Below are 17,183 nucleotides of genomic sequence, written 5' to 3' on the forward strand. Positions count from 1 at the left end.
CGATTGGCACCATGACAGGTGATGGGGCCTATGACGCCGAAGCTGTGTATACCGCCTGCCAGCACAGACAGATTATCCCCATCATCCCGCCATGCAAGAGAGCACGATTGCGCAAAGGTGTAGCCTTTGCCCATCGCAACGAAGCAGTCATGGCATGCGGGCGACTAGGCAGAGCGATATGGAAAGACTGGAGCGGTTACCACCGACGCTCCCTGGTGGAGACAAAGATGCATTGCTTCAAGAGGCTTGGAGAGAAGGTGATGGCACGCATGTTTGAGAGACAGGTCACGGAGTTGAATGTGCGTGCATCTATTCTCAATCGGTTCAGCGAACTTGGCCNCGTTCACGCTAAATTTGATTTGTGCAACAAAGCCTGTGGCTGAGATTTTTTTATTTAGAGTTTTTTCAACCAGCTCAAAACAAGACGGACAAGAAAAAACCCACATAAGCTGTTTGCTTTATGTGGGGTTTTATGTGGTACAAATCAAAAACTCATTCATAAGTCATTGATTTATATATGCCATTGGCGGAGAGGGCGGGATTCGAACCCGCGGTAGGCTATTAACCTACACACGCTTTCCAGGCGTGCGACTTAAACCGCTCATCCACCTCTCCGTGAAAGCGAAATTCTATCTTGTTTTTTTGAGCATATATGCTTTGATGCTGTTTTTCTATAAAAAATTTCCGCTTGCATTTCCTTTCTCTAGAATCGTCTAAACGTCCTCTTTGTCGCGCCATAAGGCGCTAGGTGTTTAGCCCCGGATTTTGATGAGTCGGATCTATCTTGAATTTGCTGGTTCTGTATATGGCAACAAAGAGGTAAAGCTTGCCTTGGGCTACTTGGAGCTTTGCAATGTTTATGGGTTTTGTTGCATAAATCAAGCGCAGAACATAGCGCTCCAAACCTCATGCGCAGTTATCCTACGGCGCCTGAGTTGGGGCAGTCCAATTGTGTGAGCCGATTCCAGATGGCCGCTCGCACATTGAGCTCTACGACCTGTCTCTCAAAGGCCTTGGCCTTGATTTTTTCTCTGGGCTTTTGCAAGCAATTCATTTTGGCCTCTAACCAAGGATCTGCGGTGGAAGACGCTCCAATTTTTTCAGATGCCGCGTCCGAAACGGCGACATACTGCGATGCTCATTGCGTGCTGCAAAGGCAGCTCCTTTGCGTCTTTGAGCCCGCTTGCGGGGCGGGATCATTGGCATGATATTGCACAATCACGTCCGAGTCTTTTTGCCTATGACAGAGTGTGCTGAAGTTGGGTGTCTTCCATGGCAGGACGCACATATTGATGAGCGATTCGCCCCGCCCGATGGTCTGGCGTTAGCCTAAATTGAGCAGCACTTTGAAGCTCAAGCAACAATGAATGGCAGCATAGATTTATTTTTCAGAGTTTTGTTTTTCCAAGGATTGCCACTCGTTCATACGATGCGATTTGCCCGAGTAGTCGCTGCACTTATGCTGCGGCGGCTATCTTGTTTGTCTAGCGCAGCTCTCAATGTGGCTATTTCTATGGATTGGTGAGCAGTTTTTTGAACAGTGCCATGGTTTCAGCGCTTTCTGTGAGTGAGACGGAGAGGCGGATGTGGGTGTCTGGTACTTGCGCAGGAGAGAATAGTCTGCCTGGAGCGAGGATGAGACCTTGTGCTGCACTGCGGCGCGCCAGTTGTTCGCTGTCTTGTTGGCAGTTGAGCCAAATGAAAAGACCTGCATGGGGGGCTGGCTGAGGCGCTAAGTCGAGTGATTGGAGGAAATCCAGCGCTTGCATGCGTGCGTTGTCGACAAATTGGCGTAACCGATGCAGATGCTTGCTGTAAAGGCCTGATGCAAGGATGTGCTGCAATACGCGCTCAGGTAATTCTGGCGTGGTCAGGCCCGAGAGCATTTTCAGCTCAGTCAAACGTGTGGTGAGTTTGGATGATGCGGCAATGTAGCCAACGCGTAGACCTGCAGCCAGGGGTTTGGAAAAGCCGCCAGTGAATAGGACTCTCTCCAATCCATCAAGAGCGGCAATCCGGATGGCGCCGCCAGGGTGCAGTTCCCCATAGGTGTCGTCTTCAAGAATATGAAAATCATATTCTTGTGCAAGTTTCAAGATGGTGTGCGCACTGCGGGGTGAGAGGCTGTAGCCTGTTGGGTTGTGTACCGCGCTATTGATGAAAAACAGCTTTGGTCGATGCGTTCGAACCAGTTCCTCCAGAATATTGAGGTCTGGGCCGCTTGGTGTTCGGGGCACACCCACGACACGTACCCCTGCGGCAGCCAAACGGGCAAATACCAAATACCATGCTGGATCTTCTACAAGAACCGTATCACCAGGTGTAGTCAGGGTGCGTAATGCCAAGTCTGTGGCATGGGTGACGCCCGCAGTCAACAGCAGGTGCTGCTCTGCGTGAGCGGCAATACCGATGTTCTGCAGCTGCTCTGTCAGGCTAATGCGCAGTGGTAAATAGCCCCTCGCATCACCGTATCCAAGCAAGGAGGTGCAGGGCGTACGCCCTACACTGCGAATAGCGGATGCTACCAATTCTGAATCCAACCAAGCTTTGGGCATTAATGCCGATGTGCCTGGGTTGAACCGTCCACCCATATCTCTCAAAGTACTTTCCAGCAACCATGAGACATCCATGGTGGTGGGGGTTATAGGCTGCGCAGAGGCTCCTGCGGCAGCATGGTGGGCCGACAAGCTATCAGCATCTCTGGGTATAGGTCTGGCATTGACGAAATACCCGGCCCCACGACGAGCCTGTAACCAGCCTTTCATGGTGAGTTGTTCATACGCTTCGACCACTGTGAAACGGCTCACGCACAGATGTTCAGCCATCGCTCTAATGGAGGGCAGGCGACTGCCTGGTCGCAGTCCCAGACTGGTGATTTTGTGTTCCACCATTCGAACAATTTGCTCCAGCAGTGTTTGATCATGCTGCCTCAGTGGCGGTTCAAAAGCGTCAATCTGTACGGTATTCATTTTTTTAACCTGTAAGGTTTTTGAATTGAATGAAAATTGTATCGGTACTGTATTGGTTTTGTTGGATAAATTGCGAAGCTGTTTGATGGACAACCGGTCTGTCATTTTTGAAAGAAAATTTCATCTATGGATGCGCTTTTGCTTTGGCTTCCAATGGCCACATTCTTTTTTGCTTCATCTATTACGCCGGGGCCCAATAACATCATGCTGGCCAGCTCTGGTTTGAATTATGGTTTTCGCCGTAGCATTCCCCATATGCTGGGCATCAGTGTGGGGTGCATGGCCATGATTTTTGTATTGGGCTTAGGACTGGGAGCCGCGTTTAATCGGTTGCCTGTATTGCACACAGGATTGAAGGTGGTATGCGTACTGTATTTGCTGTACCTAGCTGCAAAAATTGCTTTTTCAGGGCCGATGGGTGCTGGTCAAGAGCAGGGCAAGCCTATGACATTTTTACAGGCGGCCGCTTTTCAATGGGTCAACCCCAAAGCTTGGGCAATGGTGCTTGGCGTGATTGCGGTGTATGTCCCTCCAAAGGAATTCATGGCTAATTTGCTGATTGCAACATCGATTGCAGGGATGGTCAATTTGCCAACTATTTCGGTATGGACTTTGTTTGGTGTGGCGCTCAAACGCTGGCTACGCGAGCCTAGAACTGTGCGCATGTTCAATTTCAGTATGGCGGTGCTGTTGGTACTGTCGATCTATCCGATGGTGGTTTAGCTCGGTGTGCAGTGTGGGCGCTAGAGGTGTGGTACGAAAGCGTGCTTTAAGACTGCTTTGCTGAACGTGTAACTGCATTTTGAAGCAAAGGTGCAAGATGCGATACAAGAGATTTACCGCATAATTCGCATAAGCTTGCATGTCCAGTTCTTAAGCACGTTTTTGTGCAGAGAATTTGGCTTGGCAAGGATGATCGAGCCGCGAAAGCGTTTACACCGATAGCACGAGATACTGCACCATGAGTAAGCAAGAATGGGCCAAAGGCCTGGAAATTCAAGGCATTGAGCCTCCTTTGTCACTGCACCAATACAAACTCATCGCGTTTGACATGGATTCCACGCTGGTGACTTCTGAGTGCGTGGATGAAATTGCCGATGTGGTTGGTAAAAAAGCAGAAGTAGCTGCTATTACTGAGGCGGCAATGCAAGGTGTTATTACCGACTACAAAGAAAGTTTGCGCCAACGCGTGGCGTTGCTTAAAGGGGTGACGCTGGCGCAATTGGAGCAGGTCTATAACGAACGGGTGCAATTGACACCTGGTGCTGAATCACTGGTGCAGGCGTGCCAAAAGGCCGGCTTGAAAACCGTCTTGGTTTCAGGAGGTTTTACCTTCTTTACCGATCGCATTCGGGCCAAGTTGCAATTGGATTTTTCTCGCTCCAATTTGCTTGAAGCCAAGGATGGGGTGTTGACCGGTCGAATGACTGATCAGTCGTGGGGGGACATTTGTGACGGTGATGAAAAGCGCCGTGCGGTTTTGGATTTGGCATCGTTGATGGGGATCGATCCGCAACAAGTGATTGCTGTGGGCGATGGCAGTAACGATATTCCTATGATGCAAGCTGTTGGCCTTTCTGTTGCCTTCCATGCTAAGCCGAGGGTTAAGGCCGTTGCCAAAGTGGCGATTAATGAAGGGGGATTGGATCGTTTGCTTGAGGTCGTTAAGCTCTGATTAATCTCTTGATCACTGCACATTCACCATATAGTGCGTAAAAAAAACCTGTCATGGATGCAATGACAGGTTTTTTTTCAGGGACAGAGGGCAGTAATCTAATACTGCATCAATGCAAGAGCAAGCTTCCCCTCTTACTGAAGGGCTGCCTTAGCGTTAACGGCCAACCATATTTTCGGGAATCACCCATTGGTCAAACTGCTCTGCAGTGAGAAACCCTGATGCAACGGCTGCTTCGCGCAGGCTGGAGCCCTCTTTGTGGGCTTTCTTTGCAATAAATGCTGCCTTGTCGTAACCAATGTGGGTGTTGAGGGCAGTAACCAGCATCAAGGAGTTTTGCACTAGTTCTGTGATCCGCGCTTGGTTGGGCTCAATACCAACCGCACAATTGTTGTTGAAGCTGATCATCCCATCCGCAAGCAAGCGAACGCTTTGTAAAAAGTTGTGGGCAACGACAGGACGGAAGACGTTCAGCTCGAAATTGCCTGACGCACCACTGATATTGATGGCTACATCATTGCCAAACACCTGTGCCGCAAGCATGGTGACGGCTTCGCTTTGTGTTGGGTTGACTTTGCCGGGCATGATGGAGGAGCCTGGTTCATTTTCTGGAATGCTGATTTCGCCAATCCCACTGCGTGGGCCGCTGGCCAACCAACGCACATCATTGGCGATTTTGGTCAAACTGGCTGCTAAGGTTTTAAGTGCACCATGCGCATGTACCAAAGCATCTTGCGAGGCAAGCGATTCAAACTTATTGGGTGAAGTAATAAAAGGCAGGCTAGTGATCGCTGCTAGTTCTTTAGCCACGCCTTCAGCATAGCCTTTTGGGGCATTCAAACCCGTACCAACGGCAGTGCCTCCCAAGGCCAGCTCATACAAATGCGGCAGTGCATCTTGCACATGTTTTTTGCCATGCTCCAGTTGCGCAACCCAGCCAGAAATTTCCTGACCTAACGTTAGTGGCGTTGCGTCTTGCAAATGGGTGCGGCCAATTTTGACGATGTGGTCGAAGGCTTTTGCCTTTTCGGCCAACGTATTTTTGAGTACATCAATAGCTGGCAGCAGCTTGTTGGTCAAGGCATCGACAGCTGCTACATGCGATGCGGTAGGGAATACATCGTTGGACGACTGGCTTTTGTTCACATCGTCATTGGGATGGACTAAACGTGACTCGCCACGTTCACCACCGAGCAATTCACTGGCGCGGTTGGCGATGACCTCATTAAGGTTCATATTGCTTTGCGTACCTGAGCCGGTTTGCCACACTACTAAAGGGAACTCGCCAGGGTGTTTGCCCTCGATGACTTCTTGCGCAGCTGCCACGATGGCCTGCATTTTCTTGTCATCCAATAAACCCAACGCATGGTTCACGGTTGCAGAAGCTCGTTTAACTTGAGCCAGTGCTTTAATGATTTCCTTGGGTTGCTTTTCCCCTGAGATATCGAAGTTCTGCAGCGAGCGCTGTGTTTGAGCTCCCCATAATTTGTCAGCAGGGACTTCAATCGGGCCAAAAGTGTCTTTTTCTGTACGCGTGTTGGTCTGTGTCATGGTCAAAAGCAATAGTCGGAAGATGTGAATGGCTTCGGCTGCATCGACGAACCGGCATTGGTTGTGATGTACTGGAAATTATTCGCATTTATTCTATGACATTATGAGAGCTGCTGCCTGACGTTCAAACCAAGGGTTTTGCTGAGTTGGGTTCTTTAATGGCGTCGTTAGAATGGGCCTATTACAGATTTTCTACAGGATGGGCGTGACGCATGGTGACTCGCAAGAAAGCAGAAGCAGATGACAGCCATTTCAATGGCCGTGTGATCAAAAAATACCCTAATCGTCGCCTTTACGATTTAGCTCACTCCACCTACATCACACTGGCCGATGTCAAGCAACTGGTCATTGATCGCCAGCCCGTTATTGTGGTAGATGCCAAAACAGGCGAAAACCTCACGCGAAGCATTCTGCTGCAAATCATTCTTGAAGAAGAGGTTGGCGGAACACCCATTTTTAGTGAGGCCGTGCTTGCGAACCTGATTCGTTTTTATGGCCATACCATGCAAGGCTTCATGGGGGCCTATATTGAAAAAAATATTCAAGCTATGGCAGAAATGCAATCGCAATGGGCCGAGCAAACACGCCAAATGCCTCCTGAATTTTGGGGCCAGTTTCAAGCTTTTTCTCAACCTGTCATGCCTGCCATGATGGGGGGCTTTAATGCAGAGCAAAGTCGTCAGACCTTGGCGAAAGCACAAGAGCAAATGCAAGAGCAGGTGAGGCAGCAAACAGAGCAATTTTTGCAGTTGTTTGGCATTAAAAATACTAAATAATGCGTTTGAGCATCGTCCAATGCTTGTATGTCGAATGGGCTATGGCCAGCACATCGCAGCGAAAGCTAAACGGTGCTGAATGCTCAGGTACTACTGGCCATAAAGGTTGAGTTTGCAGGCTCAACACGGCGTGCACCATTGAAGCGCTTTTGCCAGTAGGACTTCTCCATGCTCTCGATCCTGATGGAGGCACCTGCTCGAGGCGAGTGAATGAAACGACCATCTCCAATATAGATACCGACATGGCTGAATTGGCGACGTAGGGTATTGAAGAAGACGAGATCGCCAGGTTGCAAATCGTTGCGGGCAATTTTTTTCGTGGCATTTGCTTGCTGGGCTGCTGTACGCGGCAGATGGTGGCCGACCGATCGCTGGTAGAGGGACAGTACAAAGCCGCTGCAATCGAAACCGCCATCTAGCGAGCTTTCACCGTAGGCATACGGTTTGCCCAAGTAGCCCATGGCAGTCACCACGACATCGGACATCATCAATGTGTGCGAGTCAATCCCTAGTGACTGTCTTGCATTTGCTACGGAGTCTGTTTCCTGCGAACTTGTTTGCGGCTCACTGCGAAAACTCAAACGAGGAGGGTGATTCAGTAGTTCGCGAGCACTGGCTTTGTGCTTGGCACCAAGTACCGTACTTGCAGAGGATTGCGTGTTCGCCAGTAGAAAATGTCCTAAAAGATCGTCTGACTGAGGATCTGCCCATGTTGCCGTACAAGTCAGCATGGTCAAGGATAAAGCGATCAATGGCAGGTGCAAACGTTTCATGGGCTGCAAGCGTAGCATTGAAGATGTCAAACAAGATGAAAAAGCCAATGCAACTGGCTGATTTTTTTCGTTTGACCGTGAAAAAATGTTTCAAGCAGAACAAAAGTAAACGCTTTGAAAGACGCGCTTCATCCTCGAGCAAGTTCTGCAACGTTAGACCATGGCTTCATGCGTAGCGCATATCAGCATGGCATCGTCATATTTGAACAGGTATGTTCAAACGCTTGAAAATAACCAAATACTCATTAAATCATAAGTGAATGTCAAAAAAAAGAGCAATATCTATGCGGTGGCAATGAACCTTCAAAGGCGGTCGCCATAAATTCTGGATTGGGATTTACCCACTATCCGGGCAAAAATCAATGCTGAAGGATAACTATCCCCCTAAGTCTCCGGGGTTACGCAGGCATTCTTTGTCTTCCTCTTGGTAATGGCGAGACGCGTTCTTCGCGTTATAAAGATGGGGTTGCCGTGGCCGGTGCAACTGTTTAGCAAGGTCGGCAATGGTGTAATCGCAATTCTTTGCGCATTGATTGATACGACTTATGAATGATTTGAGCACTCCCTCTTCCCCGCAGTTCTGGCAGACAATGCCGCAATTGGAAGCGCCTGTTCATTACCGAATTGACGCGAATGATGTGCATGGGCACCACTTCGATGTATGCATGAGCATCGCTAATCCGGCGGCCGAACAAATCGTTTCTTTACCTGCGTGGATTCCAGGAAGCTATTTGATACGGGAGTTTGCGCGTCATCTCAGTGCGTTAGAGGCCCAGCAATCGGGCGAACCCGTGACAGTCGTGCAAACGCGTAAAAACACCTGGCACATCAGTTGCTGCGCAACGCAAGCCTTGGTGTTGCGCTACCGTGTGTATGCATTTGACACTTCGGTGCGCACGGCTTGGTTAGACGCACAGCGTGGTTTCTTCAATCCAACCAGTCTTTGTTTGCGTGCCCATGGGCAGGAGTCGTCTTTCCACGCGATTACACTGCTGCAGCCATTGCACGCACCTCAATGGCAGCTGGCAACTGCGCTTCAAGCCGTCACAACCAACGCGAATGGCTTTGGCGACTATATCGCCCAAAATTACGATGAGTTAGCCGATAGCCCTGTTGAGTTGGGGTGCTTTTGGTCTGGTCATTTCGATGCGTGTGGCATCACACATCAGTTTGTTGTGGCTGGCGCGAGTGCGGCATTTGATGGAGAGCGCTTGTTATGTGATGCACAGCGCATTTGCGAGGCGGCTATCGCTTTCTGGCACCCAGATGCAAAAAAGCATGCCCAGGGCATTGCACCCCATGGCCACTACACTTTCCTACTCAATGCAGTAGCCAACGGTTATGGAGGCCTGGAACACCGCAGCAGCACGGCCTTGATTTGTAATCGAAGTGATCTTCCGCGGTTAGGCGATGGAGATAAAAACGAGGGGTATCGCACCCTTTTGGGATTGATTAGCCACGAGTACTTCCATACATGGAACGTCAAGCGCATGCGCCCCAGCGAATTTGAGCGCTACAACTACGAGCAGGAAAACTACACAGAACTGCTGTGGTTTTTTGAAGGCTTTACCAGTTACTACGACGATTTACTGTTGCGTAGAGCAGGGCTGTTGAGTGATGCTCAATATTGGACTGTATTGGCTAAAACCATTCAGCAAGTGGCTCAAACTCCTGGCCGGCACGTGCAAAGTGTGGCGCAAGCCAGTTTTGATGCCTGGATGAAGTATTACAGGCAAGATGAGAACACTGCAAATATCACAGTCAGTTATTACACCAAAGGGGCGTTGATTGCACTGTGTTTGGACCTGTATTTGCGTCAGCAAGGGGTTGGCACGCTCGACCAAGTGATGCGCACTTTATGGGATCAAAGCCAAGGAGGCCCGATTCGAGAGCAGGACATCGCCGCCGCACTGCAAACTGTCACTGGGTCTGACCATGCTTTTGCAAAACTCTCACCATGGGTACATGGGGTTGGCGACTTGCCTTTGGCTGAGGCATTGGCTTGCGTGGGCTTGCGCTTGGGGTTCAAGACTGCAACTTGGCCGCAGCGCTTGGGCATATTGGTACAAGAAAATGCTGCCGGTATGACCGTTCGCCGTGTACAAACTGCCAGCGCGGCAGAGCGCGCAGGATTGGCTGTGGGGGACGAATGTATTGGCGTGGAAGTTGCGCCTGCAGTAACTGCTGCACAAGGGCAAGCGAGCGCTCATGCAAAAGCTTGGCGTATCAAAAAATGGGAAGAGTTCGATGGTTTGGTGCCCGATGCCCATCGCACCGCTTTCGATGTACGCCTACTTGTGGCGCGTGACGGCCAATTGATTTGGTTGCAGCTACAGGTGCCCGCTCCTGATGCGATTCATGGGGAGGCGTATCTGGAAGCTTTGGATGCAGGCAAGGCTGCTTGGTTGGATTGGCTGGATGGAACACTAAGCGGTGACGACGCCGCAAAGGCTATCAATGCCGGATAAACTGGCGTTGGCTTGTTTTAGGCAAGGGCTTTGGCGCACGCCATGATCCCTGTGCCTGAGCTTTCCGCAGCGCGCACACGCGTATGTGCTGCAAACTATGTTGAAAAAGAGAATTGGAGATACAAGCACCATGGCATACGAAACCATTGAAGTGAAGATTGAGGCTGAAAAAGTTGGCATCATTACACTCAACCGTCCTAAAGCATTGAATGCACTCAATGACCAGTTAATGACCGAGCTGGGCGAGGCGCTCAAAGCGTTTGATGCAGATGATGCAATCGGGTGCATTATCGTTACTGGCAGCGAGAAGGCATTTGCAGCAGGAGCAGACATTCCTGCAATGGCCAAATACAACTTTGTTGATGCCTACAAAGGTGACTACATCACGCGTAACTGGGAAACCGTGCGCAGCATACGAAAGCCCGTGATTGCTGCTGTAGCAGGCTATGCTTTGGGCGGTGGATGTGAGTTGGCCATGATGTGTGATTTCATCATTGCAGCAGATAACGCCAAGTTTGGGCAGCCTGAAATTAAGTTGGGTGTCATTCCTGGAGCCGGTGGTACGCAACGTTTGCCGCGCGCTGTAGGCAAAGCTAAAGCCATGGACATGGCCTTGACAGGGCGCATGATGGATGCCCAAGAGGCCGAGCGCGCGAGCTTAGTGAGTCGCGTGGTTCCGCTGGACAAGCTCATGGACGAAGCGTTGGGGGCAGCTTTGGCTATTTCTAGCTTCTCGCTGATTGCATCGATGGCCGCTAAAGAGTCTGTTAATCGTGCCTTTGAAAGCGGACTCGCCGATGGCGTCATGTTCGAGCGCCGTTTGTTCCATTCTCTCTTTGCCACGCAGGATCAAAAAGAGGGCATGGATGCGTTCGTGAACAAACGCACTGCTCAATTCAAAAACCAGTAAATCGGTCAACTGGCTGGGCTGCCTCCTGTGTTCAATGGTCAGCGTATCCTCACGCTAGGAACGCTGGCCCATTCATTGCAAGTGGCTTATTGTGCTCGATTGTGGCTGTCTGTTTAGTCGTTGTCAGTGGAGCACTCCAACTGCCGCGCATAAACCACTAACCGCAGATGCCGCTCTTCATCAATGGTAAGTGACGTATGTTCGAAAGGTACTGGCTGTCCGTCGAGGACAAGCTGGCGCACGCCAGTGCAAGATGCGTGAACCTCATGCGTGCGCCACCAGAGTTTGAACTCAAGTGAAACCCGCTGCAGGTCATCCACCAAGGCTTGTATGTCGGCCTCTTGTGTGGCGCGTACAAAATCTCTGCGAAAACTTGACAGCATCATGGGGGCCTTAGTTTCCCAGTCGCCCGTTCGCTCCCGAAGGATTGGGTCTGTAAACAGCAGCCAGAGCAGGTTTCGGCGTTGCGGTGCATGTGCGTTGAAGTTGAAGAGCTGGTCGGCTTGCGCATTGCAGCCCAACACGTCCCAGCGGAGATTGAGTACGAACGCCGCATGTGGAATGTCGTGCATCAAGCGCCGAACCAATGAGGGGAGGACACACCATGTCTTACCTGGTTCTGCGGGAGGGCGTTCATGAGCCAGTAGAAACAAGTGGCGTCGTTCGGCGGCATCAAGTTTCAGAACGCGCGCCAAGCTGTCTAGAAATGTGGCTGAGACACCAATATCTCGGCCTTGCTCCAGCCATGTATACCAAGTCAGGCCTACACCAGCAAGCGCGGCGACTTCCTCGCGGCGTAATCCCGGTGTACGGCGGCGACCACCACTTGGTAAACCGACATCTGCAGGCACAAGACGCTCACGGCGTGCCTTTAAGAAAGCAGCCAGATCGGAACGGGTCCGTTGTAAGGTACGCATGGGTTATTGCATTGCCTAAAGTAATAGCATAAATTGTTAAATTGTAATTGTTTATATGGTGTTTCAGAATGCGCATTTCCATATTCTGAATGCGTCAAATGAATCTTCAATGCACCACTTCAATACAGTCTAGAGAGACCGCCAGCAGACCGCCTTGGTTGGGTTTGTCTGTGCTGTTGCTGGCAGGTTTTGTCACGATTTTCGATTTGTTTGTTGTCAATGTGGCCATTCCAAGCCTGCAGACCCAGCTTGGTGCCAGTTTGTCTCAGATCGGTTTTATTGTGGCGGGCTACGAGTTGGCCTTCGGAGTCATGCTAATAACTGGTGGCCGATTGGGCGACCTTTTTGGACGGCGTCGATTGTTTATGGTCGGCATGGCGGGGTTTACTGCCGCATCGGTTTTATGTGGGGTGGCTCCTCATGCTGATTTTCTGATTGGTGCGCGCGTGCTGCAAGGTCTGGCTGCGGCTTTGTTGTTCCCGCAGGTATATGCATCGATTCGGGTTGGCTTCAGCGGAGAGCACAGTCGACGCGCCTTTGGCTTTTTGGGAATGACACTGGGGCTGGCCGCTATTGCCGGTCAGGTGCTTGGGGGCTGGATGGTGCATGCCAATCTGTTCGGGTTCGGTTGGCGCAGTATTTTTCTGATTAATTTACCGATTGGTTTGCTTGCGCTTGCTGCTGCACGATGGATTCCAGAATCGCATGCTCCTGAGCGGCAAAGTCTTGATTGGTCAGGTCTGGTATTGGTCAGTTTTGGGTTGAGTTTTTTATTCGTGCCAATGATGGAGGGACCGGGTCAGGGATGGCCAGTTTGGTGCTGGTGGGCACTTGCCGCTGGTGTGACTTTACTCGTTCTTTTTTATCGACAGCAAGAGCGTAAGCGATTGGCTGGAGTGAGCCCATTGGTAAATATGCACTTATTGCGCCAGTACCACTTTGGGCTGGGCTCCGCGTTGGTATTGCTGGTTTATTCGACGTCCAGTTCGTTCTTTTTGTGTTTCGCGCTGTTGGTGCAGACAGGTCTGGGGCTCGATCCTTTTGCTGCGGGGAGTCTCTTTGCTCCATGCAGTGTGGGGTTTGTTTTGGCATCGTTGGCTGCACCAAAGTGGGTGACTCGTTGGGGTACAAAGGCGATCACTGGAGGGGCATGGGTTTATGCTATGTCGATTGGAGTACTGATTCTTCAGGTGCAGAGCGCGGAAGGGCGTTTAGAGCCCTCAGCATTGATTCCTGTCCTGATCGTCGTCGGCTTGGGTCAGGGGTTGATCATGACACCGCTGCTGAATCTGGTGCTTGGATTTGTTGATGAGGCACTGGCAGGCATGGCGTCTGGCGTGATCTCTACGGTGCAGCAAATTGGAGCCGCATTGGGTGTTGCTGTCGTCGGTGTGCTGTTCGCTGTGCAGCTTGATGCAAGCGATGAGGGCACTATAGCCAACCAATACACCGAGGCCTTCGTCACTGGTATGCATTACAACTTAGGGGCTGCGCTGTTGGCGTGCGTGCTGCTCATGCTGTTGGCGAGAGGGTCGCGCGCATTACCATGAGCGGCATCTTTGTTATGCGCTGAATCGGTTTGGCACCCATCATCTTGCGATGGTGAAAAGGGGGCCGTAAATGTCCCTCTATACAAATCTATGCCCAATGTTCAATTGGCGTATGCATCTACAGGCAAGCAGCTGCAGAAGAGGTTACGGTCACCGTACACATTGTCAACGCGGCCAACAGGACTCCAGTACTTGCTATGCTGGAGGCTTTCGAGCGGATAGGCCGCTACTTCACGCGAGTAGGGCGCACTCCAGTCTGATCGCAGCAAGGTTGCAGCGGTGTGTGGGGCATTACACAAAGGGTTGTTGTCCTGTGGCCAGGTACCGTTTTCCACTTGCCGAATTTCCTCACGAATCTGAATCATTGCGGCGATGAAGCGGTCCAGTTCATCACGGCTTTCGCTCTCAGTCGGTTCGACCATCAAGGTGCCGGGCACCGGGAAAGACAGCGTAGGCGCATGAAAACCGTAATCAATCAATCGTTTGGCAACGTCTTCAGCAGTCACGCCGCAGGCGTCTTTGATGGGGCGCAAGTCCAAAATACACTCGTGCGCGACGCGACCATTATCGCTGGCATACAGCGTGGGGAAGTGGTCTTTGAGTTGCGCACTGATGTAGTTAGCGCTGAGGATGGCGTTTTGGGTAGCTTGGCGCAGCCCGGCATCGCCCATCATTCGGATATACATCCACGAAATGGGTAGCACGGCCGCATTGCCATAAGGCGCAGCTGAGACGGGGCCCACCGTGCTGGTTTGGTTGATGGTGCCCGGCAGGAAGGGAACCAGATCTTCAACCACGCATACGGGGCCGACACCGGGGCCACCGCCGCCATGTGGAATACAGAATGTCTTGTGCAGATTCAGATGGCTGACATCGCCGCCAAATTGGCCAGGTTGTGCTAAGCCGACCATCGCATTCATGTTGGCACCATCCACGTACACGCGGCCACCGTGTTGGTGTACCAAGTCGCAGATTTCACGCACGCGGGTTTCAAACACACCATGGGTGCTCGGGTAGGTGATCATGATGCAGGCCAGGCGATCGCTGTATTGCTCGCACTTGGCTTTCAGGTCGTCCACATCAACGTTGCCGTGCTTATCGCAGGCGGTGACAACCACTTGCAGACCAACCATTTGTGCGCTGGCGGGATTCGTGCCGTGGGCTGATGATGGAATCAGACAAATGTTGCGCTGGCTGTTGCCCTTGGCTTCATGAAAAGCTTTGATCGCTAAGAGTCCAGCATATTCGCCTTGGGACCCGGCATTCGGCTGCAGACTTACACCTGCATAACCGGTGATGGCGCATAGCCATTGGCGCAGTTGCGCATCCAGCTCGGCGTAGCCTGCCAATTGATCGGCAGGCGCGTAGGGGTGCAGGTCGGCAAACTCAGGCCAGGTGATGGGAATCATCTCGCTGGTGGCGTTGAGTTTCATGGTGCAACTGCCCAACGGAATCATGCTGCGATCCAGTGCCAAGTCTTTGTCAGAGAGGCGGCGCAAATAGCGCAGCATTGCCGTTTCAGAATGGTAGCTGTTGAATACAGGATGGGTTAGGAAGACACTGGCACGACGCAGTGGGGCGGGGATGAGGTCGCTGCCATCGTCGAGCGCTTCAATACTTGGCAGAGCTTGCCCTTCCTTGGCGAAAATGGACCAGAGCAGTTCAATGTCGACGCGGGTGGTCGTTTCATCCAGCGAGATGCAGAGATATTCCTCCCAAGCAGTACGCAGATTGGCCCCTTTAGCGACAGCACGCTGCGCCAGTTCAGCAGTACGCGCGCCAGTTTTCAAACACAGCGTGTCGAAAGCTGCGCCATCAGCATGTACCTCGGTGTAACCCAATTGCGCTAAACCTCGGCTGAGGATGGCGGTGTAACGTGCTACACGCTGGGCAATGCGTTTTAATCCATCTGGACCGTGGTAGACCGCATACATGCTGGCGATGACGGCAGGCAGCACTTGTGCGGTACAAATATTGGAGGTGGCTTTTTCGCGGCGAATATGTTGCTCACGGGTTTGCAATGCTAAGCGGTAGGCTGGTTGGCCATGCGCATCCACACTGACCCCAACCAGACGACCTGGTAGCGAGCGTTTGAAATTGTCCTTGCAAGCCATGAAACCCGCGTGTGGGCCACCGGCCCCCATGGGCATACCAAAGCGTTGTGTGCTGCCGATAACGATGTCGGCTTCGCCTGCTGGATCGCCCAATCCCCATTCTCCGGGAGGAACCAGCAAGGTCAAAGCCAGCAAGTCCGTGGCGACAATGTATGCAGCGCCTTTGGCATGTGCTGTTTTAACGTCATCACCTTCTTCACCCAAGCGGCCACTCGTCGAGGGGTATTGCTCCAGCACGGCGAAGTAGTCGTCTTGGGCGAGCAGGTCGTTCCATTCCTGTTGCGAATCGGCCAACTTCACCACAATACCCAGCGGTGCCGCACGTGTTTGCACCACAGCGATGGTTTGTGGGTGGGCATCGCCAGCCATGATGAATACATTGCCCTTGGCTTTGACCGAACGTTTGGCCAGAGTCATGGCTTCGGCCGCTGCTGTTGCTTCATCCAGCATTGAGGCATTGGCGATGTCCATGCCGGTCAAGTCGGTCACCATGGTTTGAAAATTCACCAACGCCTCCATGCGGCCTTGGCTGATCTCCGCTTGGTAAGGGGTGTAAGCGGTGTACCAAGCGGGGTTTTCCAGCACATTGCGCAAGATCACACCGGGCAAATGTGTGCCGTAATAGCCTTGGCCAATAAAGCTTTTGAGTCGCTGGTTTTTTTGTGCGATAGCACGCATTTGCGCCAATGCTTGCACTTCAGTTACCGGCTGGGGGAGTGCCATTGCCTGTTGGCTGGTAATGGCTTGCGGCACGATGCTGCCCACCAATGCTTGCACTGATGCGGCGCCAATGCAACTGAGCATATGCTGGGCATCAGCCTCAGTGATGCCGATATGGCGAGACCAGAATTCGGTGGAATGTTCCAGATCGGTGAGGCTTGGGGCTTGCTTGAGCATAGGGCGGGGCGGCAACGCATTTAAAACGAAAGGGCTGGTTTGCCATGGAGATGGCAAACCAGATCAGGAAGCGGGCTAAGCAATGACAGGGGAATCAAGCGTCTTTTGCAAATGCCTCGTAGGCGGCTTCATCCAGCAGTTCGTCCAATTGGGCGGAGTTGCTCAATTTGACTTTGAAGAACCAGCCTTCAGCCAATGGCGCTGTGTTGGCCAGGCTTGGGTCATCGCGTAAGGCTTCGTTGACTTCAACAATCTCTCCATCGATGGGCATATACACGTCAGCGGCGGCCTTGACGGATTCGACCACGCCAGCCACATCGCCTTGTTTGAAGCTCGCGCCGACTTCGGGCAGATCAACAAACACCACATCACCTAGCGCATCCTGCGCATGAACGGTAATGCCGACGATAGCGGCTTCAGCATTGCTGGCGTTGACCCATTCGTGGTCTTTGGAAAATTTCAGGCTCATCAGAGGGCTCCAGTTAATGACTAAAAATTGAGAGGCAGCAGGCTGTGCCTCGAACGCGATTGTGTGAACACCATTGCCAATGTAGCTAATTTCAGCGTGATGGCTTGCCCAATT

At 51.7% G+C, this 17,183-nt stretch carries 14 protein-coding genes and 1 tRNA gene; 7 read left to right on the forward strand and 8 right to left on the reverse strand.

The window, feature by feature from the left end:
• Positions 1–383, forward strand: a 383-nt coding sequence (locus E9531_RS17805; RefSeq protein ID WP_342210860.1) for a transposase, incomplete at its 5' end; no start/stop codon positions are given.
• A 141-nt stretch (positions 384–524) separates the two neighbouring features.
• On the opposite strand, the gene E9531_RS11675 is transcribed toward E9531_RS17805, so the two are convergent.
• The 3 genes from E9531_RS11675 to E9531_RS11680 form a co-directional block, all read right to left on the reverse strand.
• Positions 525–615, reverse strand: a tRNA-Ser gene (locus E9531_RS11675).
• A 523-nt stretch (positions 616–1,138) separates the two neighbouring features.
• Complete coding sequence (locus tag E9531_RS17990) at positions 1,139–1,315, reverse strand: hypothetical protein (protein ID WP_425293589.1); 177 nt, start codon at positions 1,313–1,315, stop codon at positions 1,139–1,141.
• Positions 1,316–1,511: 196 nt separating this feature from the next.
• The gene (locus E9531_RS11680) at positions 1,512–2,969 is read right to left on the reverse strand and encodes an aminotransferase-like domain-containing protein (RefSeq protein WP_244610090.1); all 1,458 of its coding nucleotides are present in this window, start codon (positions 2,967–2,969) and stop codon (positions 1,512–1,514) included.
• 126 nt (positions 2,970–3,095) lie between these two features.
• Here E9531_RS11680 and E9531_RS11685 point away from each other — a divergent pair, with 126 nt between their 5' ends.
• On the forward strand, positions 3,096–3,692 hold the full coding sequence (locus E9531_RS11685) for a LysE family translocator (protein ID WP_136573945.1): 597 nt from the start codon (positions 3,096–3,098) through the stop codon (positions 3,690–3,692).
• A 238-nt stretch (positions 3,693–3,930) separates the two neighbouring features.
• Entirely contained in the window at positions 3,931–4,644 is a 714-nt protein-coding gene (serB, locus tag E9531_RS11690; RefSeq protein ID WP_136573946.1) for a phosphoserine phosphatase SerB, read from the forward strand.
• Between the two features lie 156 nt (positions 4,645–4,800).
• Here the strand turns inward: serB and fumC are convergent, their stop codons facing one another.
• The gene (gene fumC, locus E9531_RS11695; protein ID WP_136573947.1) at positions 4,801–6,195 is read right to left on the reverse strand and encodes a class II fumarate hydratase; all 1,395 of its coding nucleotides are present in this window, start codon (positions 6,193–6,195) and stop codon (positions 4,801–4,803) included.
• 212 nt (positions 6,196–6,407) lie between these two features.
• On the opposite strand from fumC, the gene phaR reads away from it, so the two are divergent.
• The gene (gene phaR / locus E9531_RS11700) at positions 6,408–6,971 is read left to right on the forward strand and encodes a polyhydroxyalkanoate synthesis repressor PhaR (RefSeq protein ID WP_136573948.1); all 564 of its coding nucleotides are present in this window, start codon (positions 6,408–6,410) and stop codon (positions 6,969–6,971) included.
• 83 nt (positions 6,972–7,054) lie between these two features.
• Here the strand turns inward: phaR and E9531_RS17810 are convergent, their stop codons facing one another.
• The gene (locus tag E9531_RS17810) at positions 7,055–7,744 is read right to left on the reverse strand and encodes a C40 family peptidase (RefSeq protein ID WP_244610091.1); all 690 of its coding nucleotides are present in this window, start codon (positions 7,742–7,744) and stop codon (positions 7,055–7,057) included.
• 545 nt (positions 7,745–8,289) lie between these two features.
• Here E9531_RS17810 and E9531_RS11710 point away from each other — a divergent pair.
• Together E9531_RS11710 and E9531_RS11715 are read left to right on the forward strand one after the other, a co-directional pair.
• A complete protein-coding gene (locus E9531_RS11710) occupies positions 8,290–10,212 on the forward strand; it encodes a M61 family metallopeptidase (protein ID WP_136573949.1) in 1,923 nt (640 codons plus the stop codon).
• Between the two features lie 130 nt (positions 10,213–10,342).
• Positions 10,343–11,122: an enoyl-CoA hydratase gene (locus E9531_RS11715; protein WP_136573950.1), complete on the forward strand. Its 780-nt coding sequence runs from the start codon at positions 10,343–10,345 to the stop codon at positions 11,120–11,122.
• 113 nt (positions 11,123–11,235) lie between these two features.
• Here the strand turns inward: E9531_RS11715 and E9531_RS11720 are convergent, their stop codons facing one another.
• Complete coding sequence (locus tag E9531_RS11720) at positions 11,236–12,039, reverse strand: helix-turn-helix transcriptional regulator (protein ID WP_136573951.1); 804 nt, start codon at positions 12,037–12,039, stop codon at positions 11,236–11,238.
• A gap of 98 nt (positions 12,040–12,137) precedes the next feature.
• Between E9531_RS11720 and E9531_RS11725 the strand changes: the two genes are divergently transcribed.
• Positions 12,138–13,589: an MFS transporter gene (locus E9531_RS11725; RefSeq protein ID WP_136573952.1), complete on the forward strand. Its 1,452-nt coding sequence runs from the start codon at positions 12,138–12,140 to the stop codon at positions 13,587–13,589.
• Between the two features lie 101 nt (positions 13,590–13,690).
• On the opposite strand, the gene gcvP is transcribed toward E9531_RS11725, so the two are convergent.
• A complete protein-coding gene (gene gcvP / locus E9531_RS11730) occupies positions 13,691–16,600 on the reverse strand; it encodes an aminomethyl-transferring glycine dehydrogenase (protein ID WP_136573953.1) in 2,910 nt (969 codons plus the stop codon).
• Between the two features lie 94 nt (positions 16,601–16,694).
• Entirely contained in the window at positions 16,695–17,069 is a 375-nt protein-coding gene (gene gcvH / locus E9531_RS11735) for a glycine cleavage system protein GcvH (RefSeq protein WP_136573954.1), read from the reverse strand.
• Between the last annotated feature and the right edge of the window lie 114 nt (positions 17,070–17,183).

The sequence above is a fragment of the Lampropedia puyangensis genome, from assembly GCF_004833285.1.
In the GTDB taxonomy this organism is placed as follows: domain Bacteria; phylum Pseudomonadota; class Gammaproteobacteria; order Burkholderiales; family Burkholderiaceae_C; genus Lampropedia; species Lampropedia puyangensis.